The sequence below is a fragment of the Ruthenibacterium lactatiformans genome, assembly GCF_000949455.1.
In the GTDB taxonomy this organism is placed as follows: Bacteria; Bacillota; Clostridia; order Oscillospirales; family Ruminococcaceae; genus Ruthenibacterium; species Ruthenibacterium lactatiformans.
Window position 1 is genome coordinate 88413 of record NZ_JXXK01000010.1, and the last position, 20667, is coordinate 109079.

The 20667-nt window shown below is 50.5% G+C and carries 27 protein-coding genes; 1 reads left to right on the forward strand and 26 read right to left on the reverse strand.

The window, feature by feature from the left end; genetic code table 11:
* Window positions 1-37: 37 nt before the first annotated feature.
* From TQ39_RS08870 to TQ39_RS08990, 26 genes are all read right to left on the reverse strand, one after another.
* On the reverse strand, window positions 38-2611 hold the full coding sequence (locus tag TQ39_RS08870) for an FtsX-like permease family protein (RefSeq protein ID WP_050005284.1): 2574 nt from the start codon (window positions 2609-2611) through the stop codon (window positions 38-40).
* A 13-nt stretch (window positions 2612-2624) separates the two neighbouring features.
* Window positions 2625-3290: an ABC transporter ATP-binding protein gene (locus TQ39_RS08875; protein WP_050005285.1), complete on the reverse strand. Its 666-nt coding sequence runs from the start codon at window positions 3288-3290 to the stop codon at window positions 2625-2627.
* 119 nt (window positions 3291-3409) lie between these two features.
* Window positions 3410-4441, reverse strand: coding sequence for a sensor histidine kinase (locus tag TQ39_RS08880; RefSeq protein WP_050005286.1), 1032 nt, complete (start codon window positions 4439-4441; stop codon window positions 3410-3412).
* A complete protein-coding gene (locus tag TQ39_RS08885; protein ID WP_050005287.1) occupies window positions 4438-5121 on the reverse strand; it encodes a response regulator transcription factor in 684 nt (227 codons plus the stop codon). The genes TQ39_RS08880 and TQ39_RS08885 overlap by 4 nt, the downstream gene beginning before the upstream one ends.
* A 265-nt stretch (window positions 5122-5386) precedes the next feature.
* Complete coding sequence (locus TQ39_RS08890) at window positions 5387-6085, reverse strand: hypothetical protein (RefSeq protein WP_187120505.1); 699 nt, start codon at window positions 6083-6085, stop codon at window positions 5387-5389.
* 33 nt (window positions 6086-6118) lie between these two features.
* Entirely contained in the window at window positions 6119-6469 is a 351-nt protein-coding gene (locus TQ39_RS08895) for a hypothetical protein (RefSeq protein WP_050005288.1), read from the reverse strand.
* Window positions 6466-7599 carry a DUF4313 domain-containing protein gene (locus TQ39_RS20255; RefSeq protein ID WP_050005289.1) on the reverse strand — a complete coding sequence of 378 codons (1134 nt, stop codon included), beginning with the start codon at window positions 7597-7599 and terminating at the stop codon, window positions 6466-6468. Before TQ39_RS20255 ends, TQ39_RS08895 begins: the two co-directional genes overlap by 4 nt.
* A gap of 76 nt (window positions 7600-7675) precedes the next feature.
* Entirely contained in the window at window positions 7676-7930 is a 255-nt protein-coding gene (locus TQ39_RS08905; RefSeq protein ID WP_050005290.1) for a hypothetical protein, read from the reverse strand.
* A 13-nt stretch (window positions 7931-7943) separates the two neighbouring features.
* Window positions 7944-8546 (reverse strand): hypothetical protein, encoded by a 603-nt coding sequence (locus TQ39_RS08910; RefSeq protein ID WP_050005291.1) that lies wholly within the window; start codon window positions 8544-8546, stop codon window positions 7944-7946.
* A 307-nt stretch (window positions 8547-8853) separates the two neighbouring features.
* Window positions 8854-9411: a hypothetical protein gene (locus TQ39_RS08915; protein WP_050005292.1), complete on the reverse strand. Its 558-nt coding sequence runs from the start codon at window positions 9409-9411 to the stop codon at window positions 8854-8856.
* Window positions 9412-9465: 54 nt separating this feature from the next.
* On the reverse strand, window positions 9466-10320 hold the full coding sequence (locus TQ39_RS08920; RefSeq protein WP_050005293.1) for a hypothetical protein: 855 nt from the start codon (window positions 10318-10320) through the stop codon (window positions 9466-9468).
* A 332-nt stretch (window positions 10321-10652) separates the two neighbouring features.
* Window positions 10653-10871, reverse strand: a complete 219-nt coding sequence (locus tag TQ39_RS08925) for a hypothetical protein (RefSeq protein WP_132587408.1) — start codon at window positions 10869-10871, stop codon at window positions 10653-10655.
* Window positions 10868-11362, reverse strand: coding sequence for a hypothetical protein (locus tag TQ39_RS08930; RefSeq protein WP_050005295.1), 495 nt, complete (start codon window positions 11360-11362; stop codon window positions 10868-10870). The genes TQ39_RS08925 and TQ39_RS08930 overlap by 4 nt, the downstream gene beginning before the upstream one ends.
* Window positions 11355-12035: a hypothetical protein gene (locus tag TQ39_RS08935; protein WP_050005296.1), complete on the reverse strand. Its 681-nt coding sequence runs from the start codon at window positions 12033-12035 to the stop codon at window positions 11355-11357. Before TQ39_RS08935 ends, TQ39_RS08930 begins: the two co-directional genes overlap by 8 nt.
* Window positions 12036-12113: 78 nt before the next feature.
* Window positions 12114-12431 (reverse strand): hypothetical protein, encoded by a 318-nt coding sequence (locus TQ39_RS08940; RefSeq protein ID WP_050005297.1) that lies wholly within the window; start codon window positions 12429-12431, stop codon window positions 12114-12116.
* 30 nt (window positions 12432-12461) lie between these two features.
* Window positions 12462-13067 carry a DUF6809 family protein gene (locus TQ39_RS08945; RefSeq protein ID WP_050005298.1) on the reverse strand — a complete coding sequence of 202 codons (606 nt, stop codon included), beginning with the start codon at window positions 13065-13067 and terminating at the stop codon, window positions 12462-12464.
* A gap of 108 nt (window positions 13068-13175) precedes the next feature.
* The gene (locus TQ39_RS08950) at window positions 13176-13631 is read right to left on the reverse strand and encodes a hypothetical protein (RefSeq protein ID WP_156146257.1); all 456 of its coding nucleotides are present in this window, start codon (window positions 13629-13631) and stop codon (window positions 13176-13178) included.
* Window positions 13632-13641: 10 nt separating this feature from the next.
* Window positions 13642-13824, reverse strand: a complete 183-nt coding sequence (locus TQ39_RS20840; protein WP_156146259.1) for a hypothetical protein — start codon at window positions 13822-13824, stop codon at window positions 13642-13644.
* 9 nt (window positions 13825-13833) lie between these two features.
* Complete coding sequence (locus TQ39_RS08955; RefSeq protein WP_050005300.1) at window positions 13834-14517, reverse strand: YkgJ family cysteine cluster protein; 684 nt, start codon at window positions 14515-14517, stop codon at window positions 13834-13836.
* A gap of 94 nt (window positions 14518-14611) precedes the next feature.
* The gene (locus tag TQ39_RS08960; RefSeq protein ID WP_050005301.1) at window positions 14612-14860 is read right to left on the reverse strand and encodes a hypothetical protein; all 249 of its coding nucleotides are present in this window, start codon (window positions 14858-14860) and stop codon (window positions 14612-14614) included.
* Between the two features lie 38 nt (window positions 14861-14898).
* The gene (locus TQ39_RS08965; RefSeq protein WP_050005302.1) at window positions 14899-15438 is read right to left on the reverse strand and encodes a hypothetical protein; all 540 of its coding nucleotides are present in this window, start codon (window positions 15436-15438) and stop codon (window positions 14899-14901) included.
* Window positions 15439-15539: 101 nt separating this feature from the next.
* A complete protein-coding gene (locus tag TQ39_RS08970) occupies window positions 15540-16313 on the reverse strand; it encodes a hypothetical protein (protein WP_242853476.1) in 774 nt (257 codons plus the stop codon).
* A gap of 110 nt (window positions 16314-16423) precedes the next feature.
* The gene (locus tag TQ39_RS08975; protein WP_050005303.1) at window positions 16424-17497 is read right to left on the reverse strand and encodes a DUF932 domain-containing protein; all 1074 of its coding nucleotides are present in this window, start codon (window positions 17495-17497) and stop codon (window positions 16424-16426) included.
* Window positions 17498-17529: 32 nt separating this feature from the next.
* Window positions 17530-18345, reverse strand: a complete 816-nt coding sequence (locus TQ39_RS08980) for a hypothetical protein (RefSeq protein ID WP_050005311.1) — start codon at window positions 18343-18345, stop codon at window positions 17530-17532.
* Between the two features lie 110 nt (window positions 18346-18455).
* Window positions 18456-18863: a single-stranded DNA-binding protein gene (locus TQ39_RS08985; protein ID WP_050005304.1), complete on the reverse strand. Its 408-nt coding sequence runs from the start codon at window positions 18861-18863 to the stop codon at window positions 18456-18458.
* Window positions 18864-19138: 275 nt separating this feature from the next.
* Entirely contained in the window at window positions 19139-19744 is a 606-nt protein-coding gene (locus TQ39_RS08990; RefSeq protein ID WP_050005305.1) for a hypothetical protein, read from the reverse strand.
* Window positions 19745-19988: 244 nt separating this feature from the next.
* Between TQ39_RS08990 and TQ39_RS08995 the strand changes: the two genes are divergently transcribed.
* Window positions 19989-20667, forward strand: a 679-nt coding sequence (locus TQ39_RS08995) for a response regulator transcription factor (protein ID WP_050005306.1), incomplete at its 3' end; no start/stop codon positions are given.

Sequence of the window (20667 nt, forward strand, 5' to 3'; positions counted from 1 at the left end):
CGGGGATTTTACCAGCCTAAATGCGTAGAGTGCAGGTTCAGTTTTGATGGAGCCTTTCAATAATGCTGCTTTTGGCAAACTGTCGATAAAGAATTGTGGGGATAATCACCGTTAAACAAATAAGGAACGGATAAACAATCAACATCGGCCAAATTACAAAGTGATAGGTGAAGAACCAAAAGCTGCTTGCTACCGCCTGCACAATAACGAGGGAGAACAGCACCCCAACGATCAACGAGGCTATAATTGTTCCCACAGCATAATACAACCCCTCATAGGACAACATCCGCTTGAGCTGTCTGCCTGTCATGCCAATACTTTGCAGCATAGCAAATTCTTTTTGCCGCGTAATAATGCTTGTCAATACCGAATTGATGAAATTTACTATGCCGATCAGACCGATAATAACGCTTAAAGCACCGCCGATTGTAATAATAAGGGATGTCATGCTATGAAAGGACTGAACGTAAGTTTCTTTCGATTCATAGTCCATGCTCGGCTCAATGTTTTCCACATAGTTGCTTAGAAAGCTGCTCATGTCGCTGTCCATTCCGTCCTTAACATTGAACGGAAAACTTACCAAAAGGAGATTGAGGCAGAGCGGCTTGAACTGTTCTGTGGGCAAATAAAAACGTGCCGCGCCCGTGTTTCGTTCTGTATCGGTATTTTCATTGATAAGAACTTTTGCCATAACGGTAAGGTCAAAGCTGTTATCCAGTGTACCAGCTAACCCGTTCATCTTCCAGTGATGAAAGGTGATCGTATCTCCAACATGGATAGATGGATTGTCAATTATATTCCCATTGTCATCCATTGTAAGCGCGTACAGCGTGTATTTTCCCGTTTTAAGAGCGTCCCAATCAATTTCGCCCTCGACTACATCCATCGAGTTTAGAAGAAAATCGTCTGCCCCATACAGATCAATAAGAGGATTTCCATATTCGTCCTTGTTGTAATTTGTTACGGCGTCTGTTTCAGCGGAAAATCTTTCTTCTGTCACCTTGCTGGAATATAGTCTTCCGCCATCCTCGTAGGCGTCCTGTTGTTGGACAGCATTGATAAAGGTCTCGGACAAGTATGTTTCGCCGCGGGCGAAGTTATAGTTGAAATAGTCCGCGGAAGAAATGATAAAATCCTTGTTTAAGAACTTCTCAACATACTTATCAATATCAAAACCACTGGATAGAGTAAATACGGTGTTAAACAGTACCAAGCTCAATGTCATAGACACGATTACAAGGATCGTTCGTTTTCGATTTCTCCCCAAATTTGCCAAGGCCATCCGATGAATTTTTGCGCCGCTGGTTGATTTTTTTACAGCCAGCCGGTTCTTTGTTTGAAATGCGCCTGCGTCATTTTCTGTGTAGCGGATAGCCTCAATCGGCGAGATCGCTCCCGCGATCTTAGCCGGTTTTCGCACACTGATAGAAACAGTAACAAAAGCAAAGATAGCCGAGCCAATGAATATCAGCGGATTTACTGTCACCACAACGCCAGCGTCGGAAGTATAAGTTGTGCCGTTCATCAGAGCCGGAACTAAAGCGCGGCCAATAAAAAAGCCGATGATCAGGCCAATGGGGATACCTACCGCAGACAGAAGCAGAGCCTGTTTGTTTATAATCTTTTTGATCTGCCGCCTCGTGGTTCCCAATGTTTTAAGCTGCCCGTAAGACTGAATATCTTGAATAACAGAGATTTGAAAAATATTGTAGATAATCAAATAGCCTGTTGCCATAATCGCGAGTATTCCCACAATACCGGCAATAAACAGGGCGGAATTTTCACCGATAGGGCTGCTTTGATAAGCGGGGCTGACACGGGCGACAATATAGTTTTCGTCTGTGGGCTGTCCTCCAAGCGTGTCACAGGTGTAGCCAGTTTCTGTAAGGAGCTGCTGCAATTTTTCTTCTACGGAGCCGCTGCCACGGAACATGATATACGCCGTCACAATGCCAGAATAATCATTGTCCACAGGATAGGTATAGGTGAGTAAGTCGGCATGGCTATCCAAAAAGGCTTTCGATACAATAATACGCCCGATGTTACTTAGGCTGTCTGTTTCCCAAAAGCCGCACAGTGTAAAATCAGTTGTGTACTCCTTACCCTTAATTTCATAATCAAGGGTGACTGTCGCGCCGATTTCAGCCGGAACCCCCAATGCCTCTAATGTCTTTGTGTCGGCTATGATCTCATTTTCAGCTTCGGGGCGGTGTCCTGTTGTCGGCTCGTATCTGGCAAATTCCAATGCGGTATCATCCATATACCACATATCAGAACGCCATTTCGCAAGCCCCGGATTGTTAAGATGGTAAGAAACTGCCTTTGTATAGGCAATCCGGTCAATCAATTCGTTGCCCTTTACATCATCAAAAACTTCGTCACTAATGTAGTTGAGAACAGCTTGACCGTCCCCGCCCATCTTTCGGATATTTTGGTCTTGTACCGTATCAATTAAACCGGAACCCAGTGTGAAGATAGTTGTGAACAAGACGGTTGTAAGAATAATGGCAACAATAGCAATGATATTCCTGCTTTTGCTGGCCTTAAAGTACCGCCTGGACAATTTCTTAATAATGGGTCTGTTATTGTTGCCAAATAAAATATCGTTCATTTTCAACACCCCCTCATTCAGAAATTTTCCCATCCTCAATACGGATAATCCGATCTGCAAGCTGGGCGATCTCGTTGTTATGGGTAATCATTACAAGGGTCTGGTGAAATTTCTGGCTGCTTACTTTCAGCAGGCCAAGAACATCACTGCTTGTCCGGCTGTCGAGGTTGCCCGTCGGCTCGTCCGCCAAAACAATCGCCGGTTTCGATACCAGAGCGCGTGCAATCGCCACGCGCTGCTGCTGGCCGCCGGAGAGATTATTCGGCATATTGTTCAGCCTATCTTCCAGGCCCAGCATCCGCACCACTTCCTGCATATAGTTCTTATCCACCTGATCGCCGTCCAATTCCACCGGCAGAACAATGTTTTCATAGACATTGAGGACGGGGACAAGATTGTAGTTCTGAAAGATAAAGCCGATTTTCCGTCTGCGGAAAATGGTAAGCTGCTCGTCTTTCAGGGTGGACAGGTCTTTTCCATCCACAATGACCTTGCCGGAAGTAGGGACATCCAAACCGCCGATCATGTTCAGCAGCGTGGATTTACCGCTGCCGGATGTGCCGACAATGGCGACAAATTCCCCGTGTTCCACCGAAAGGGAAACGCCGTCCAGCGCCTTTGTAATGTTCGGTTTTGCACCATAGTATTTTTTCAAATCTGTTGTCTGTAAAATAGGCATAAGTTCTACCACCTTTCTTTTTGATGGTTCCATTGTAAAACGCAATCCTCACAGAAATGTCACGGCGGTTCTTGAATTTCCCCTTAAAACGCCTTGAAATGTCACAATCCTGTGACATTTCAAGAGTGAGGCAGGAACACAGAGAACGTGGAGCCGGTGCCGAGTTCCGAAGATACGCGGATAAAGCCGCCTTGCCGGGTGATAATTTCACGGGCCAGATACAGACCAATCCCAATACCGGGGGCATCATGTACGCTGCTTTCACGATAGAAACGCTTGAAAATCGTTCCTTGATGTTGTTCAGGAATACCAATGCCGGTATCAGAAATATCAATCTTCACATACATTTCCCAACACACAACAGCCACATGGACTTTCCCGCCCTCTGGTGTGTATTTCACCGCGTTATCCAGAATGTTGAACAGGGCTTCGGTTGTCCATTTTCGGTCATGGGCCGCAATTACCGTCTCCGGGCAATCCACTGTGACCGCGATTTTTTTCTGTTCAGCGTTCAGCAGAATACCGCCCAGCGCAGCGGCAAGGGTATCATAAATGGCCTGCGGCTGTGGTTGCAAAGAAATCACGCCGGTTTCCAGCCGGGAAGTTTTAATCATTGCCTGCATGAGAAAATCCAGCTTGTCAAGCTGGCTATCCATAGCAACAAGAAATTCTCTCTGCTTTTCCGGCGTCACCGTTTGTTCCAGCAGCGTTGCGTCCAGCATTTTCAGGTTTGCAATCGGCGTTTTGACTTGATGGGATATATCCGAAATCAATTCCTGCAAGTCGGCCCGTTCCTTTGCAATGCTGCTTTTGCTTTCCCGCAGCACTTCATAGAGCCGGGAAAGGCGGTGCTGGATTTTATAAAACAAGTTTTCTTCCTCGGTGTACTGCGGCGGAGCCTGATCTGCTGACATCATATCGTCAAGCAGCTTGCACAAGGCGTCGGAAAACAGCGTCAATTTCCGACGCACAAAAATAAGAAAAGCCGCCATACACCCGGCAACGCAGATGATATAGAGCAATCCGCAATATACCGCCAGTACATTTTGTGTCAAAAAATATATGGACAACGACATAGTTACAGAAAGCAGAAAGAGTGCTGCACACACGGCAACACATACTTTATTAACGGAGAGCTTTTCTGTTCTCATTTGCTACCGCCCCCAATCCACATATAACCCATGCCGTAAACTGTTTTGATATAGGCTTGATCTGGTTTTTCGATTTTTGTCCTTATCCGGCTGATGGTTGAAGTCAAAGCGTGTTCATCCACAAAGTTCCCGTCAATATCCCACAGCTTTTCCAATAGCACCTGCCGGGTCAAAACGATCTGCGGATTTTTTGTCAACACTTTCAAAAGCCGGTATTCCATCGGCGTAAAGGAAATGCTTTCCCCGCCCTGGGTGGCGGACATTTCTGAAAAATTGATAAACAGATTGCCGTCATTGTAGCAATCACCGCCAGACTGTTTTCTAATTCGGGCCAATAGAGCAGATACTTTTTTCTGAAATACGCTCATGGGAAAGGGCTTTGTCACATAATCATCCGCCCCCAGCTCGTACCCTTTCAGCATATCGCTTTCCATATCGTTTGCCGTGAGGAAAATGACCGCTGTGTCCGGGTGCCGTTCTTTTATATCCCGGCAAAAATCAAATCCGTTTCCGTCCGGCAGATTGATGTCAAGGACAATCAAATCATATTCCTGCTTTTTGCACAGACGTTCCGCAGCACTTTTTGTCAAGGCAGTAGCGACCTCATAGCCTGCGGCAGACAAATTATAACAAAGAGTTGTATTCAAAATGCGGTCATCTTCAACCACTAAAATTTTCATGTGCGTTCACATCCTTTCTTTATATAGAGTATCAACCAAATGTCACAGAAACCTCACAACAAATAAGATCCCGAAAAATATTTTACCTCATATTAGAAATAGCAACAAGCGACTCAGTACGATGAAAGGAGCGGAGAAAGCCTCTGTATCATTCATCATTGTCCAACAAAGTGATTCCAAAAGAAGAAAAGGAGACCGCAGATTGGGAAGTCCCAACCTGCGGCCCCGTTACAACAAGAACTGGTTTGCTGTGCTTTTCCTTTGTTTACTGAGTACCCTCCACAGCGTTTTTGTCGTAATAATGGACATAGACATTGTAATCCCGAAAACGGGTGATCAGTCTGATCCAGATATACAAATGCTCTGTTTCAGAATAGAGGTTGAACTCTGTCGTTCCATTGGTAGGCTGCGCATATCTGCAGAACCGCTTCATAGTGTCCAAAGTCCGAAAAGCCGGCAGCTTAAACAGAGTGTTTTGGAATTTGTCGATTTCCGCTACCAGTTCCGGCGCCGGCTTTTGTCCACGCTCATTGTGCCAAGTCGTCCACCATTTGTATCCGTCATAATCTGAGCGAGAATAAACAACTTCACTGACGGGACGTTTGATGATCTGCATAGGCGGCGTGTAGGTGTGCTGGAACACCTCTTCAAAGGTGCAATTTGTGGTCAAGCAGCAGATGCGGCCTTTTTCCGGTTTGGGGAGCCAGCCTTGTTTGATGGCCTCCCATTCCTCAAGGGGGATGGGCTTGCGGGCAGCATCCCGAAGGGCTTCATCCATGCCGCAGGACTCGCAGATATATACATTTGCATAGCGGCTAAGCGCGTTGATGGGAAGGTGGGCAGCGAGGACAGCGCCGCAACGCAGGCACTTGGGCGGTTCCGCTGCGTCATCGTCCACATAGAGCTTTTTATCCTTGCGCCAGGCCATTTCCAATAGTTCTTTTGGGTATAAAATGATCTTCATACTTAACATCCTCCTTCTTTGTAAATCCGATCTTTAGTCCTTGAAAAAATCGCATTTCTGACGCCGTGCCTCGGGCCATGGAGAAGAGGCAGGCAATTCGCTTTGAAATAAGGCCAGCAGATCAGTCCCCAAGTCATCGCGCCGGCGATGTAAAATCTTTTGCTCGGTGTGTGTATCGCAGTCAATGATGATTGTTTGGATCATAATGCCATAGTGCTTGAAAATGAAGCGCCGGTGATGAACGGGATCTTCTGCCTCGACCCACAGTGGGAGCGTAGCGGAGGACTGTTCCAGACACCGCCATCCGCTGTAATCCGAATAGGAGAACCCTGGAACCTCCTGGCGTCGCTGGTTCAAGGCCGCATATATTTCTTTGTATTTCATGCGCTGTGCCTCCCATTCTGCAGAGCCAGGTAGCCGGAATATCCCTCCGCGTCGATCTGCTGAAGCCGCTCCGCCCGGAATCGGTATTCCGGGTATTTGCAGTTTCCGCTGTGCTGGACGATTCCCGTGGGGATCGCCAGGCCGTGGCGGATCAGCCAGACAGGGAAATCAGGGTCTCCGTTGGTGTTGATGAAAGCACAGTCCTTTTGCCGAGTACCCTCCAGGTTGACCGTCAGGGACGCCCAAGGCTCCCCATAACCATTCTCCCAGGTAAGCATGGCAATCGACAGGTTCCCGTCCATATAAGCGGATATTTTTAGCTGGATAGGATGTATGGCGCCGTATTTCTCATAAGGGAACGTAAGGGGCCCGTGATTCCCCCAAGCCGGCGCTGGGGCCTTGACCGGCGCCGTTCCAACATTGGGAATCAAATCCAGTTCCCAGCATATTGAGAGAATATCGGACGGACCCACACGGTAGTTATATCGTCTGGCATACTTTGGATGAAAGAAAAGCTGCCCATCCTCCATAAAAAATTTGCCTTCTTTGGAGTTGTAGGTATAGCGGCGGCCATCCAGAAGATGTTGTATCTTTTTGGCGTCCGCAAAGATCTTTCTCTCGTCATACCAAATGGTGCGCTGTACGGCAACCACCAGATTGGGATTTGAGCTGAACTGTGTCTCCAGAAAGTCCAGGACACGCCCACAGACCCCTGCCCTTTGTTCTACAGTTTGAGCAGAATTAAATGTCAGTGTGAAATAGGAGTAGTCCCGGCCGGAAAGTCCATAGCCGTGAAGGGTGTTGCTGAAGTCATTGCACCAGAAAAACAAGTCCCAGGCGGGGCTCCCATAAGGAGCAGGATCTTCCGCCTCATATTGATAACAGATAAACTCTCTGGCGATAGCCGCCATAACAGAGGCCATTACAGCATTTCTGGACTCAGCGGCCCGTCTAATATTGTGGTACGCCTGATCGGGGCTGGCGTCGGACATCTGGCGATTTGCTTCCTGCTGTTCTTCGGTGTAGAGATATTGCAGTCTCAGGGAATGAACATCTTCCCTGGCATAGCCCCGGTCCATCCATTTTGTGCTGGAGCTATTGATAAAAGATCTATCATCCAGTATATTCATGGTGTTTCTCCTTTAAATGTTGTTGTTCAGGCTGTCTCTTTGCTGGAGGAATATGGCTGACCTGAAAAATGCTCGCTCACAAAGTCATCCTTCCCCCATATTCAAGCAAATTGTAGTCGATGCACCGGGCTGTGCTGCCCAAAATATTTCGTACTGCCTCTTGGACCACATCATCCGTATCCGGGCACTCCTGTTCGTTGTTCAGGCGTGTCAGCTCGTGGTGCAGTTTCTTCATCTGCTCCGGTGTTACCGGCTGATTGGTTTGGACCAGCACATCAGCAAAATCGCCGCAGCCGTTGATGTTCAATTCCCGAATCAGCAGCATTCCCATAAACTCCCCTCCTTCAGCAGTCCTCCTGCCAGTCGTAAAGCAGGAGGTCATGGCTGGATGTGTTGGGGCGTAGAGCCGCAGCGCGAAACCGATAATTTGTAAAAACAAAGCCGGTAGGCCTGTGAGTGTACTGGACAGCGAGGACATGGTACTCCCGGCCCATCCAGTGAGCAGGTTCCAGCACCTGCTCGGTTTCGTTATCAAAATCAAGGTCAAAGACCCAGTTGTCCCGGCAGCTGTCCGGATCAGCGTATGCCTCCCCGCCCGGCAGGGACAGGAGCTTTTGCTTCATGTCTTCATAGCCATGAAGTCCCGGGTGCTCTTTCAAAAACGACTGCTCCAGTTCCTTCCTAAAGGTGTCGAACGGGATGAAAGGCCGTTTCTCTTCAAAATCACCGTTCCCATCCAGCGCAATTACCCGGCCATCCGAGATGACCTCAATGATAACGTCCTTTCGGATGCGGCTGTCGTTTTCATAGCAATCCGACGTAGAAGTGTACCAGGTGCCGTCTACCATATCACGATTGCAGTAGTAGTGGGGCTGGCTGACAGACCGGAACACATCTTTACAGAAGCCGGTGTCCTCAAACAGAAAAGTAAGTTGAATTCTTTTCATTGCAGATCCCTCCATAGTAATTGTTAATTTCTTCAGACAATGACATTCTCTAAAAAGCAAAAGGGCCGGCAAACAGCAAATGCGCTGTTTGTCGGTCCCTTTTCAAAAGTGGCCCTTGCCAGAGGGCAAGGCAGTTGTTGTTGAAAAAAGTATATCCAGTTGCGCCGGCTAATCAGTCGGAAGGCGCTTTTAGGTGCCGAATGATCCAGTCATGCAGTTCCTGCTCACCCGCATCGCCGTTTGCAATGGAGATGAATCTTTGCCTGGAGTTTGAAAGGCCAATCATTGTTTAGACACCTTGGCATTTTCATGCGGCTTTATCCGCTTCATCCGCCGGGGGCAATTCATGGATGACGGGAGCGGAGAGCAAGAGGTCCATTCCGGTATCCTCCATCGGCTGCCAGGCGCCGTCACGCCAGATGCAAGAGGTGGCCTTGTTATAGATCTCCGGGACTTTCTGGGGATCGTTGATGCATTCGTGAGAGACAAGCAGGCACATGTGCTGTAGGTAGAAATAGTGAAGGGACTGCTCGATCTCTCCCCGCAAGGTGTGGGCCAATGCTTCGATCTCATCCATATCCTGCCGCTGGAAGGCTGCATTAGAAATCTTTTTCAGGCACTGCGTTTGCTGAATCGCCGCATCAATATAGGTTTTAGCTTCATCAAACAGGCTATGCCTGATGCGGATATTGCTCAGGGCCACATGACGAGTGTATGCTGTGGCCGCCTTGCAGATCTTTTCCCGCAGTTCATCATAAGGCTTTTTGTATTTTGTTTTCAGCACGTCCAGCGATACGACCTCCAAGTTGCGCCGGAGGGTATCCAACTGAATTTCAAGTGTCTTGCGCAATTCTTTTTCGTCCATAGTGTTCCTCCCTTTCCCAAGAGATTACCAGCCTGCTACCCATGTAGAGGCCGTTTACAAATGATAGTTCCGTAAAAGTTCCTGTGCAGCCTCGGATACTGCGTCCCAATAACAATCCCAATAGGCATCGCAGCGCCCCAGATAGTGGTTGATGCGCCCCCGAATATCCTCGTCTTGGAGCAGCTGCTTTTTCTGCGCCTCCGTCAGCGCCAGATATTCAGGCAGTTTCCCAGCCTTCTCAAGAAGATCCTTTTGTGCGCATTCATCGTCATAAATCGTGGCCACAGTACGGATAAATTGGGGAGCCAGCGGCAAGGACCGCTTCTCAACCGCAATCAGGAAATGGTTCTCGCAGTATTCTCCATCCAGATAGCACTCGTAGCTTTCTGCAGTTTCCTCCTCTACAAACTGGCTGTTCTCACGCCACTTCTCGATGCAGCCGTCGTTCAGCTCAGCGGTTAAGTCATCATGGAATTGCCGCCGAGCGTCCACCAAATTGGTGAACGGGATTTCATAGGAGCCAAATTCTCCATCTGTGGCCCAGTGTGATACGACCACATAGAGGTCTGCCTGAGCGTATTCCTGCTCCGGGACGGCGAGGGGCGTCAGCATCTCAGGCGCCATGATGACCAGATCCAGCCCCAGCTCTTCCACGCGCTTTGGCGTATCATAGAGTTGAGAAAAGGTCTGCTCCAGCGCAGCGCGGGCGGCAGAAAGAGGCGGCGGATCAAAGGCACAATAGATGTCCGGCGTATCATTTTCGGTTTCCCGGTCATCACCTGTGCGGATCTCAAGGATGCGCCCAAAGAGTCCATCATACTCACTTGCCTCATTGGCGAGAACGCGCCCACCTACTATGTAGGCGGCGTTTTCATACATGAGCTTCTCGCCCGGTTCTTTGTAAATCATAGCAACTCCTCCTTAAAAAATTGAATCAGAAGACTGCCCAATTTTCATCGGCAAGATATGTTCGCTATCCGCGCCGAAAATGACGGCACCGCTCATAAACATGAAAATGGGCGGCGGAATAGGAACGATATGCCTGAAGACTCTTGGGCGGGTCCTGCCAATGACCAACAGACCGTTTGACGATGCTGTAAACGGCTGGTTTCCTGATATTTTTGAGTTTCTTTTCAATAGAGATTTGCATCACCTTTATCGCCCTCCTTGATCGAATGGGGCAGCGCCCGTTGAAGATGTCGGGAGCATCCTTGCGGGGACTCCCTGCATTTGCTGCGGCTTTACCACATATCGCAGTCGGCGGGAACAGAAACATACAGGTCTCCATCCTTCTCATAAACATCGGCCCCGTAGCCGCTGCGCATGATCGAGGTGATCACATCGGCTGTGCTTCTCTGATAATATGCATTCCATACGCCATGCCGATAGTAGACCTGCGGCCTGTCCCGAATCAGTTCTACGGCCCGTTCAAAGGCCAATTCGCATAAAGTTTCCATCATGTTTCCTCCTGTGCCTCGCTGGCCTCAATGATGCCGCGCTTTCGCTTTAATTCCGCAATTTTCTGTTTCCATGCCTTTTTTGCCTGCTCAGCGCGCGCCAGTTCCGCCTGCTGATCTTCTGGGGAGAGAGCAGAAAATTCCCACTCCCGGCGGTCCCTGTCAATATCCGCGATGATGCGGCGTACCAGACGCATGGCAAGTTCGTTCTTTGTCGGAGGCAGCTGCTCCATAGCAGCCTGCCCCTGCTGGAAGAGAAGCAGATACCGGTCATACTGGGCTTCGGTGATGAAGCCCCAGCCGAAATCATCCTGGATCTCCCGCTCGTTGCGGTACTGCATCACTTTTTTAAATTCAGCCTGCCGGGCATCGCCTTCTTTCTCCACCGCCCGGGCAAATTTAGCCTCTATGCGGTGCAGATCTCGAAGCACTTTCGTGCAGGCTGCCGCTTCCATCAAATAGCCATGATCCCGCGGCTTCAAATATCTACTCATCTAACACCTCCATTTGCTTATCATCAGTGCTGCCCAGGGGGCAGGCGTAGCTTTTATCAATGCTGGGCATGGTGCAGCCCATATCAGGGTCATTACAGTCACAGTCCCAGCAAGGATCGAGTGGTTCTGGCCGGAGCCGGGTCCCTAAGACGATATACCTGCTCCATCTCCCACAAAAAGGGCAAGCGATGGTTCCGGCATGGGAGCGGTCAATTTGCTCTTGTGTGACGGGACCGACCTTCTGACAGCACTCATTTCGCACAAAAACGATATTGGCGGTCTCCAAGACCTCTGGACGGTATTTTTTGTTGAATGGGATAAAGTCGATCCATTGCGGATCATCGAAGAATCTGGCCACATGGAGCTGCAGGGCATCTTTTCGTATCTCAGCAGCAGAAGCCTTGACATAGTTGTGCTCAGTGCACCACTGGATCAGGTCTTTCAGCAGCTGTGTCTCATTTTCTCGCTCAATCAGGGCCTCCGCCAATCTGCACCAGTTTTTTTCTTCGATTTCCCCCAGCTTGGTTTTTACAGCGTTCCAGTAAAAAGTTATTTTGTCTCTGCCAGAGCCTGTTCGTTCATAGCGGAACACACCGGTTTGCCAGAGGATGTCCTCATAGGTAATGGAAGAGAATTCTACTCCTCCGGGCAGCTTATAGTTCTCCTGATTCATATCCTCAGTACCTCGTAAAAATTATGGCTGGCAGACTGTGCCAAACATAGTCTGCCAGCCGTTGTGCTTATCTCCAGCCTATAAAGCCTGTGGGGCGTCGCTGTCCTGATGGGAGCTATTTGTCGGAGGGGCTTTGCCGCTCATAACAAAAGAAAAAACCGCGCTCCAAATAGTCAAGGGAACAGGATCGTTGTCGATCTCTCTCAACGCCTCATCCATCCAGCACCTTTCGCAGATATGCACATGAGCGTACCTGCTCAAAGGGTTTAGAAAAGAGTGTTTCCCAGTGTATAATTCATTGCGACCGCACCTCGGACAGAGAAGCTGTTGTTCTGCTTCCTGCATCGGCAAAAGGCTTTCAAGGAATCGCCTGGCTTCATCTTCGGAGATTTTCATGCTATATCCTCCGCCGCGATCATTGGGATTTTATTGGCACCAGCTCGGCCGGTGTCGATATAAGGTCAGGCCTACTATGCGGTGGATCTCCTTGTCATTGGTGATCTGGATAAATCCTTTTTTGCGGGCTACAACCCTGACATCCTCGTTCATATCGAGGCAAAAGACCTGTTCGCCATCCATCTTCCGAAGTTCCTGCGTGGTAAGAGGAATTTCGGCATCCTGTTTGCTTCCAGGCAGCATAAGTCCGGCCGCCAGCATGTTCACAGCAGTCCGATAGCCGGACTCAAACGCCTGCTCCACCGTGGCGCCGTTGCGTTCGCTGACGGCAAGCTGGTAGGCCTCAAAAGCGGCTGCGGCCGCAGGAATACCGGCGAATATCTGCTGAAGCGCCTGCTCAGCGGCAGAAACCCTGCGGTCAAGCGCCCGCTGTTCTACGCTCTGTTCTGTAAACACGCTCGGCTCATATTCGCCAAAATAAAGATCGTGCAGGAAGTTGGGGTCAACCGTCACACCGCCTGTCATAGAGGAAGAGGACTTGGACAGATCATCAGCAATTCTCTCCAGCGCCTTGATGAGCCTGGGCAGCTGGACCTCGTAAAATATATGCCCATATTTTGTTTCGTGGAAATTCAAAAAATTGACACCTCCTATTGTCGATAAGCAGCCGCCGCAGCTTGGAGCCTGCGGCGGTCTATGTGAAGCCGCCAATAGCGGCAGATTCCTTGGCTGGTTCGGAACAGCTTAGACAGTAAAGCCTTCCATACTGCATCGCAGGATGATGTAATCGGTCCGAAGGCTTTTCATGTGCTGTAAAATATCATCTTTGGATTGGTAACCCTCCAAATTCAGCACTTGCCGTTCAGAATGCCCTTCCTCATTGGTCAAGTTGCAGTACCAGTATCCGCTTTTGGTCTGGTAGACCTTCCGAGTTCTCTTGTGACCGGGGATCGTGAGCGTCAAATGCAGACCGCCGGCACCACACTCTGCATGTACGAGCATAAAAGTCGATTTATACAGCTCACGTTCTTCCTTTTCCACAAAACCTTTTAGGTCTGGTAGTCTGGGGCATCTTCCGGATGTGTGAGTCATATCACGCCGGTTCCGTTGGTATTTCCCTCGGCACCAGCAATTTTGCACTTCGCATTTTCCGCAATCCACACCGCCATAAAGAGGCGGAAAATAATGTTTCTGCTCCATAGATAGCCTCCTATGCTGCTTTCTTTTTACTTTGCTGTACAGATAGCCTGACACGCCATTCTTCCGGATGGGGTTGATTCAGCCGGATTCGTTCTAAAAGGGCTTTGTTGGCGCAGAAGGCATATTGCTTCCATTGACACCGCTGTGGGTGTTCCGGCCCTTGAAGGGTCAGATGCTCCAACGCATAAATCATAGCGGCATCCTACCTTTCCAACTCGAACCGCCGGAGCCGCTCCAGCAGCAGCCGGGTGTTCTGCTCGTACTGAGTGAGGAAGAGCGCATCCAAATCGAAGTTATAGTAGCGGTAAAACATCACCTGAAAGACTACCTGTTTATCTAGCATTGGATCAATAGAGCGCATCCGTTTTCCGATTTCTGCAATGGATGCATACTCCTGTTTCAAATATTCTTTGTCCAGTCTGGGGAAGTTGTGATAGAACCAGTCTTTGACGGAGACTTTCCCACCGCTGAAATGATATTGCTGATTGCTGTCGAAACAGAGGCAGTATTCAAAATCATGGCCCCGCTCGCCAGGCCCAACAGAAAAAGGGTAAAGCCGGCAGGTCCGGGGACGCGCTTCATAGATGCTGCACAGGCCGTTTTTCAAGAAAATGCAGGAATCATCCGGTCCGGTGGTTTTCAGTGTAAAAATGGGGAAGCAAGTATCCGTCAGCGGCATGGGCTCGCAGTATCGGGCCAGCATTTCATCTATGGTGGAGATGCTGGGATCTCGGTCACGCAAATACTTTGCCAGCCGGTAGGCATCCAGGCTTTCCACCATCACACTGTTCTCAATATGGCGGCAGCATTGACCGCATTTGCGGCATTGATAGTTAACAACGTCTTTTGTGTGGACCAACACCGCCATTGTTTCTTGTTTATCCATGGCAATCCTCCGAAAAAGGCCGTGACGGGAGATCCGTCACGGCCCAAAACATATAGGACAAATTCTGTTGTCCCCGTGTCATCTTACAACCGCTTTACGCACATGCGGCCAAGCTCATCATCGGGAGCGGGTTGCAGGCCGCCAGCGGAAAAGGGGACATGGAGAGGCAGTAGATGGAATTGAGCGTTTCAAAGCGCACCAGGTCATCCGACTGCTCATGGACGGCAACCACACGGGAAGTATGGTAGATCTTACCGCCCGCGTGAAGAAGGGCGCTCTGCCCAAGCGCCAGAGGGCGCAGAAGAGCTCCGCGCATCACAATGGATTTCTTTGATTTCGTCATATAATTCGACCTCCATTCTATTCAAAATAAGTCGATGATCACTCGTGGCATAACCGCAGAAACACGGTGCGAGTTTCCTCAAGGAGCTCTTGGATGCGTTTCATCGGTAATTTCTCGTGTCGGGAGATCTCCCTGATGCCATAGCCGTAACCCTTCATGCGGACGATCTTCATCTGCTGCTCAGAAATATGGGCGGCCAGTTCATGGAGCATCTGCTGCATTTCAAATTCCTGCATCACACGGTCTTGAGCCGGCAGTAATTCCTCCAGCGGAGTACCGTCCGGGTATAGGCCCAGATGGATGCTGATGATTTCCGCATTACGCTTACGACGTGCTTGAACACGAAAATGGTCATAGACACATAAACGCATTCGATGTCTGGCAATAGCCGCGAATGAGAAATGCCGTGCCGATTCATCAGAAAAGTAATCTTTGACAGCTTTCAAATACGGGAAAATGACCACATCATAGAATTCACTCTCTGGCAGATGGTTGTCATTGAGAAATTTATAGACCAGGCCGTGGTGCTCTGCAGCAAACTCCTGCTGTTCTTTGGTCAACGGTACTTCGCTTAACATCTTATTTCCTCCATTCTAAAATGAAAAAAGGGATACCCCCGGCCTGAGCCGAAGGTATCCCCTTGCTGACATTTCATGCGGCATCGCCGCAACAAAAACAGTTACGCCGGCAACTTCTCATAGTCGCCGTTGACTTCCCCGACCACATAGCTTCCGTCCGGGCCCGGCGCCGCAGTCGCAGATTCCGGGATCACATAGTCGCAGTCGCTGGTGCGCTGCTCCTCATTGATCAGGGCGCGCTGGATGTTGATGGCCTTGATCTGCTCCTTGAAGACATTGGCATAGGCGCGGATCTGAGCCAGCTCATCACCCTGGAAGTCGCGCACAAGGCGGAAGGTGGCGACGCTGTAGTCGTTGCCATTGTTCTCTTTCTTGAGCGCAATCTGGATCAGGCTGCCATAGGTGGCGCGCCGGCGGTAGACAAAGGCCCTGTTCAAGAATTCCTTGAACGGCTTAATGCTGGTGGGCGGCAGAGAGATCTGCAGAGGCATATACTCGCCGCTGCGCAGCAAGTAAATGTCCCGCATGTTCTTGCATGCCTTGCCGCGGCCGCCGTCCCGAGCCGAACCGTATGCGTTCATCGGGCAGGTGGCGCAGGCGCCGCCCGGTTCGCCAATACCAGTCTTGCCGTCCACAGAGGAGCAGAGGGGCTTGGTGTCCTCATCGTATTCGCTGCCTTCCGGCCAAAGGGTATAGGCGGAATGATTGTAGAGGATGACGCCCTCCAGCGTCCGGGCGTAGTCCGGGTTGTCGGGGTCCTCCGTAGGGATCTCAAACTGCAGGGCGCCGCCGGCGGGGATCTTGACCCGCTGGAAGCTCATCATCTGCAGGCCGTCCGCGTCCTCCGCGATCTCGTCACTGCTGAAATCCCCCATCCACCATTGCCGGGAGCATGAATTTGTTCTGCTCGTTTGCGGTCATCATAGAAGTGTTCTGTTCGTACATAGTTCGTTCCTCCTGTCAAATTTAGATGGATGGCAGCCGTCTAAGCGGCCATCTGGTTAATTCGGCTCCACTGCCGCGCCGGCATGGAAAGAATGTTGTAGCCAATGCCTTCCAGAGCAGTCGCCCGGTCATAATCCTGGACATCCTGGCTGTGGCGGGTCACGGCGTTGGACAGACCATATAAAGTCAGATCATTGCCTTCGATCAGCCGCTGCAGAACACCGGAGCTTTCATCGTCCGTGATATGGAAATCTTTGCTGACGAGCTTCACAATGCCAGGAACATCGACAGTATTCATGCGAGCATTCTTGGCTTCCCGCATCATGTTGACCACACGGGTAAAGCGAACCTCATCTACCACGGCCCGAACAGTGTCCTGGATCTTCATGGCGAACGCCTTGTCCTCAGCTTCCAGTGTCTTATCCGAGTACAGTTGGTAATTCTCCGATACCTCGTTGACACGCCCCACATGGTTACGGCGGGTCTGCGCATCGTTTACCACCATGCCGTTGCTGCACACCAAGCGGTAGACCAATGGCTGGATATTCACCGAGCCGAGGCCCACCTCACTGTTGCTGATGATGATGCCGGACTGAACGATGTCACCAGGCACGACCTCAGCCTCCAGGCGGGTATTGACCACTTTGATGTACATACGGCTCTCGGTGAGCTGGCAGCTCTCGAAATGCATCCCGTCCATGTCCTGAAGGACAGGGAGGACAATGCCCGCAATATCCAGATTGTCAATACGCCGGTAGCGGGTACTGAGAAATGCACGCGCCGTACCTCCGATGGTCCGAACCAAACGGACGGAGGGATCGCGCTGGAACCAGGCGTTCACGTTCTGCGCCAGCAGTTCAGGATACTCCTCCAGCATCTTGTCATAGTAGGACGCCGGAATTTTCAGGTGGGTACCGATCTGCCGGTGGGCGATGGAATTGATCTCCAACGGCTCCAGCGCCGGGACACCGGGCTGGTCATAGGCATTGAGATACAGCTTCGAGCCATACGGCTCCAGACTGAGGTTGCGGGTGTCCAGCGCATAGTCGGCTTTTAAGTCGGCCTGGCGCTGGATCTCCTTTGCCATGTCCACAAGACTGATCCCAGATTTCATATTATTTCACTTCCTTCCTGCAGCAATAGTGGTCACCAGGAGACCTGAATGCCCTGTGTCGTTGTTTCAGCCGCCAGACCATTGCTCTCCAGCACCTCCACCAGACGAGGCCAATAGACCTTTGCCGGAAAATTGGAGAGGTGTTCCTGCGGAACAAGCTCTTCGCCCTGCTGAATGCAAATATCGCCGTTTTCTTTCAGCGTGAGCTTGCTGTGCCCACGGGAGTTCAGGTCAGCGATCAGCGTTTCCATGACCGTGCGCCCGTTGTTTTCATACCAGATACGCGGATCGACGGGCTGCTTGTTGGGCGGAATGTCGGCCTGTTCGTCCTGCTCCGCCCCTGCTTTGGTGAGCGGCACGATCTTGAGCAGGTCACAACGGATCGTTGCGTCTTTGCCAAATGTGATGTCGGCGTGGTCAAACGCCTCCACATTGTAAAGGCGGATGCGCCCAGTACCATTTCCACGGATCAGATCCACCGGCCGCTTTTCACACCACTCGAAGCAGGCGTTGGAAAACGATGAACGCAGATAGGTCAGAATCCGATGGTTGGCATAGCGGAGCAGCAGATCATCCGGTACTGGTGCTTCAATTTCCGGCACCGTAAAGGTGTTCTGTGCGATGCCCTCGGCATGGAGCTGACGCTCTCGATGCTGGCGCTGGCGGCGGCGCTTGGCCTGCTGCATATACGGGAGCAGGAGGATCAGCACGATCCAAAGCCCCCAGAGGGTGAATACCCCAATCAACAGCCATGCTTGCCAGGGCCCGCGAACCAGAGCCATGATAGCGATGACAGCACCTATCAGGATCGTAATGCTGCCACTCAAAAGTCCCTTGTCATTACTCATGTGGTTACCGTCCTTTCTTTCGATTTTTGCCTGAAAACAAAAAAAGAGGGACCGCACCAAGCTTCAGTTCATTCTGAAAACTTGATACGGTCCCTCTTACAGCGCCGGATCTATTCCGGCAGGGATTCGCGGTCACCGTCCATTACCTCGGAAGGCGCTGGAGCGGTTGCCGCTGTGTCGGAGTCATGCTGCTCACATTCAGTCTTCGCTCTGGAGGTTTGCCCAGGAAGAAATCCAAAGTCCGTCAGCCATATTTTCAGCTTCTTAACTGTGGTTCCGTCCTTTTGGCGTACATCCACCAGCTTTTGCGATCCAGTGAGCCAAATCATGCTTCCCTTTTTGATTTTGAGCCTTACGAGCCGGGCAACTTGGTCGCCGCGAGCCCACACTTGGTAGAAGTCCGGCGGGTTGTTGCCGGAACGCTCCATCAGGTCAAAACAGACATACGGCTGTTTTGACTGGCTCTCTTTTGGGACAAGATCGTGCATGACCCGGCCAAATACATGGATTTGTGCCATAACACTTCCTTTCTTCGCCGTCGGCGTTAATATCTATATATAAAAAGTGCCAGCAGATATCGGCCCTGAATGGGCGCAACGATACCACTGACACTTGATACAGCATACAAACTTAACTGCGTGTGCAATGCAAGGGTTTTGGCCTCGCGGTACAGATACAAGATCTGTATCCCACATGGGGAACGCACAAAAATCAATTACAAGCTAAGTGTAACACTATATCTTGCGTTTGTCAAGCGGTATAATACTATATATAGATATTTCGCCGTAGCGAGTTACAATATGTGGTTCATGTCGCGGTAGTAATCGTCCAACAGATAGAATCTCAGCTCCCTGGCCCTGGGCGTGCCATAGTTGAAGGTCAGGGCGTATAAATTGCCGGTTCCGTCCACACCGAGCGGCCCCAGCCAGCAGGTAAAAGAGTTGCCGTTAAAATACCAGAGCTGGATGTCACGATAACCATCCTCCGAGACAAGGCCGGACGAAGCCATGCGCCATGCGTCTTCATCGTCAATCATGGGATGAGAGAGAAAGCGGTGGTAGAGCTCGTCCGACAGCCCAAGGGCCTGCTGGTAAGTCAGCGGATTAGGATGGTCCAGCCACCAACGGGTGATTTCTTCAAAGGTGCGCAGATGCGGCTTAGGGTCGAGCGCATGAAATTGGCGGATGAAGGCCTTTACCTTTTCCAAATCTGCGGCAGGGGGAATTGGGATCTCGCGGACCTCATTATCCGAGAAGGAAAAGGCGATCCGTTCACCGTTTTTATCCTCCAGCATGAGTGCGGTACGGGACAGTGGAGAAACCAGAAAGTGGTCGATGGCAAAAGTGTGTTCCAGAAACTGCTGGACTTTGAATTGCTCAATGGTGTGTGGCTTGTACATGGGGGTAAACCTCCTTTTTCAGTGTTCTACTTATTAAATAGGAAAAAGCTTCGCTTTTTCTGCAAATTGATCAAACTTTTTGAAAAAAGAAGGCATAATTCGCTTTTGCGTTCCCGGCAATAAAAGCTGGAAGATGCTTGCAAAGGCATTGCACGATAGAGATGATCTTCTCTGATCAACTTTCCTTTTACACAGAGCGCAGAATTTGCTATACTGAATACATCGCGTGTTTTGGAGTGAAAAGATGAACAAAATTCTAGTTTTAGAAGACGATCTTGCTTTAAGTGCCGGCCTCTGCTTTGAACTGGACAGTCAGGGCTATCTCACCGTGGCCGCTTATAACTGCCAAAAGGCCCGTCAGCTGCTGGCGGGCGATGCCTTTGATCTGGCCCTGCTGGATGTGAACCTGCCAGATGGCAGCGGCTTTGATCTGTGCCGGGAAATCAAGGCGCAGCAGTCTGATTTGCCGGTGATCTTTTTGACCGCCAATGACCTGGAGGCGGATGTGCTGAATGGATTTGATATGGGTGCCGAGGACTATGTTACCAAGCCCTTCAATATGCAGATCCTCCTGCGCCGGATAGAGGTGGCACTACGCCGGATGGGAGCAAAGCAGCCTGCGGCACAGGCCGACCGCTGGAGCGATGGATGGCTGACCCTGGACTTTACCGCCCTCACCGCCCAGCGAGGAGCGGAAAAACTCGCCATCACCCCAAATGAATATAAGTTGCTCAAGACCCTCACGGAACATAGTGGACAGATCCTTACCCGGCAGGTGCTGCTGGACCGTCTGTGGGACAGCGCGGGAAACTTCATTGATGATCACACCCTGACGGTGACCATGAACCGGCTGCGGTCCAAGATTGAGGACGAGCAGCACAGTTATATCAAGACTGTGCGGGGCATGGGCTACATCTGGACAG

Coding starts and splice junctions, on each gene's coding strand:
- TQ39_RS08885 (WP_050005287.1), bottom strand. CDS start 5,121: ATGAAAATTTTAGTGGTTGAAGATGACCGCATTTTGAATACAACTCTT.
- TQ39_RS08955 (WP_050005300.1), bottom strand. CDS start 14,517: ATGGATAAACAAGAAACAATGGCGGTGTTGGTCCACACAAAAGACGTT.
- TQ39_RS08920 (WP_050005293.1), bottom strand. CDS start 10,320: ATGATTTACAAAGAACCGGGCGAGAAGCTCATGTATGAAAACGCCGCC.
- TQ39_RS08965 (WP_050005302.1), bottom strand. CDS start 15,438: ATGTTAAGCGAAGTACCGTTGACCAAAGAACAGCAGGAGTTTGCTGCA.
- TQ39_RS08910 (WP_050005291.1), bottom strand. CDS start 8,546: ATGAAAAGAATTCAACTTACTTTTCTGTTTGAGGACACCGGCTTCTGT.
- TQ39_RS08870 (WP_050005284.1), bottom strand. CDS start 2,611: ATGAACGATATTTTATTTGGCAACAATAACAGACCCATTATTAAGAAA.
- TQ39_RS08980 (WP_050005311.1), bottom strand. CDS start 18,345: ATGAGTAATGACAAGGGACTTTTGAGTGGCAGCATTACGATCCTGATA.
- TQ39_RS08895 (WP_050005288.1), bottom strand. CDS start 6,469: ATGAAATACAAAGAAATATATGCGGCCTTGAACCAGCGACGCCAGGAG.
- TQ39_RS08960 (WP_050005301.1), bottom strand. CDS start 14,860: ATGACGAAATCAAAGAAATCCATTGTGATGCGCGGAGCTCTTCTGCGC.
- TQ39_RS08915 (WP_050005292.1), bottom strand. CDS start 9,411: ATGGACGAAAAAGAATTGCGCAAGACACTTGAAATTCAGTTGGATACC.
- TQ39_RS08925 (WP_132587408.1), bottom strand. CDS start 10,871: ATGATGGAAACTTTATGCGAATTGGCCTTTGAACGGGCCGTAGAACTG.
- TQ39_RS08935 (WP_050005296.1), bottom strand. CDS start 12,035: ATGAATCAGGAGAACTATAAGCTGCCCGGAGGAGTAGAATTCTCTTCC.
- TQ39_RS08875 (WP_050005285.1), bottom strand. CDS start 3,290: ATGCCTATTTTACAGACAACAGATTTGAAAAAATACTATGGTGCAAAA.
- TQ39_RS20255 (WP_050005289.1), bottom strand. CDS start 7,599: ATGAATATACTGGATGATAGATCTTTTATCAATAGCTCCAGCACAAAA.
- TQ39_RS08890 (WP_187120505.1), bottom strand. CDS start 6,085: ATGAAGATCATTTTATACCCAAAAGAACTATTGGAAATGGCCTGGCGC.
- TQ39_RS08950 (WP_156146257.1), bottom strand. CDS start 13,631: ATGGAGCAGAAACATTATTTTCCGCCTCTTTATGGCGGTGTGGATTGC.
- TQ39_RS08905 (WP_050005290.1), bottom strand. CDS start 7,930: ATGGGAATGCTGCTGATTCGGGAATTGAACATCAACGGCTGCGGCGAT.
- TQ39_RS08975 (WP_050005303.1), bottom strand. CDS start 17,497: ATGAAATCTGGGATCAGTCTTGTGGACATGGCAAAGGAGATCCAGCGC.
- TQ39_RS08985 (WP_050005304.1), bottom strand. CDS start 18,863: ATGGCACAAATCCATGTATTTGGCCGGGTCATGCACGATCTTGTCCCA.
- TQ39_RS08880 (WP_050005286.1), bottom strand. CDS start 4,441: ATGAGAACAGAAAAGCTCTCCGTTAATAAAGTATGTGTTGCCGTGTGT.
- TQ39_RS08990 (WP_050005305.1), bottom strand. CDS start 19,744: ATGTACAAGCCACACACCATTGAGCAATTCAAAGTCCAGCAGTTTCTG.
- TQ39_RS20840 (WP_156146259.1), bottom strand. CDS start 13,824: ATGATTTATGCGTTGGAGCATCTGACCCTTCAAGGGCCGGAACACCCA.
- TQ39_RS08930 (WP_050005295.1), bottom strand. CDS start 11,362: ATGAGTAGATATTTGAAGCCGCGGGATCATGGCTATTTGATGGAAGCG.
- TQ39_RS08940 (WP_050005297.1), bottom strand. CDS start 12,431: ATGAAAATCTCCGAAGATGAAGCCAGGCGATTCCTTGAAAGCCTTTTG.
- TQ39_RS08970 (WP_242853476.1), bottom strand. CDS start 16,313: ATGGGGGATTTCAGCAGTGACGAGATCGCGGAGGACGCGGACGGCCTG.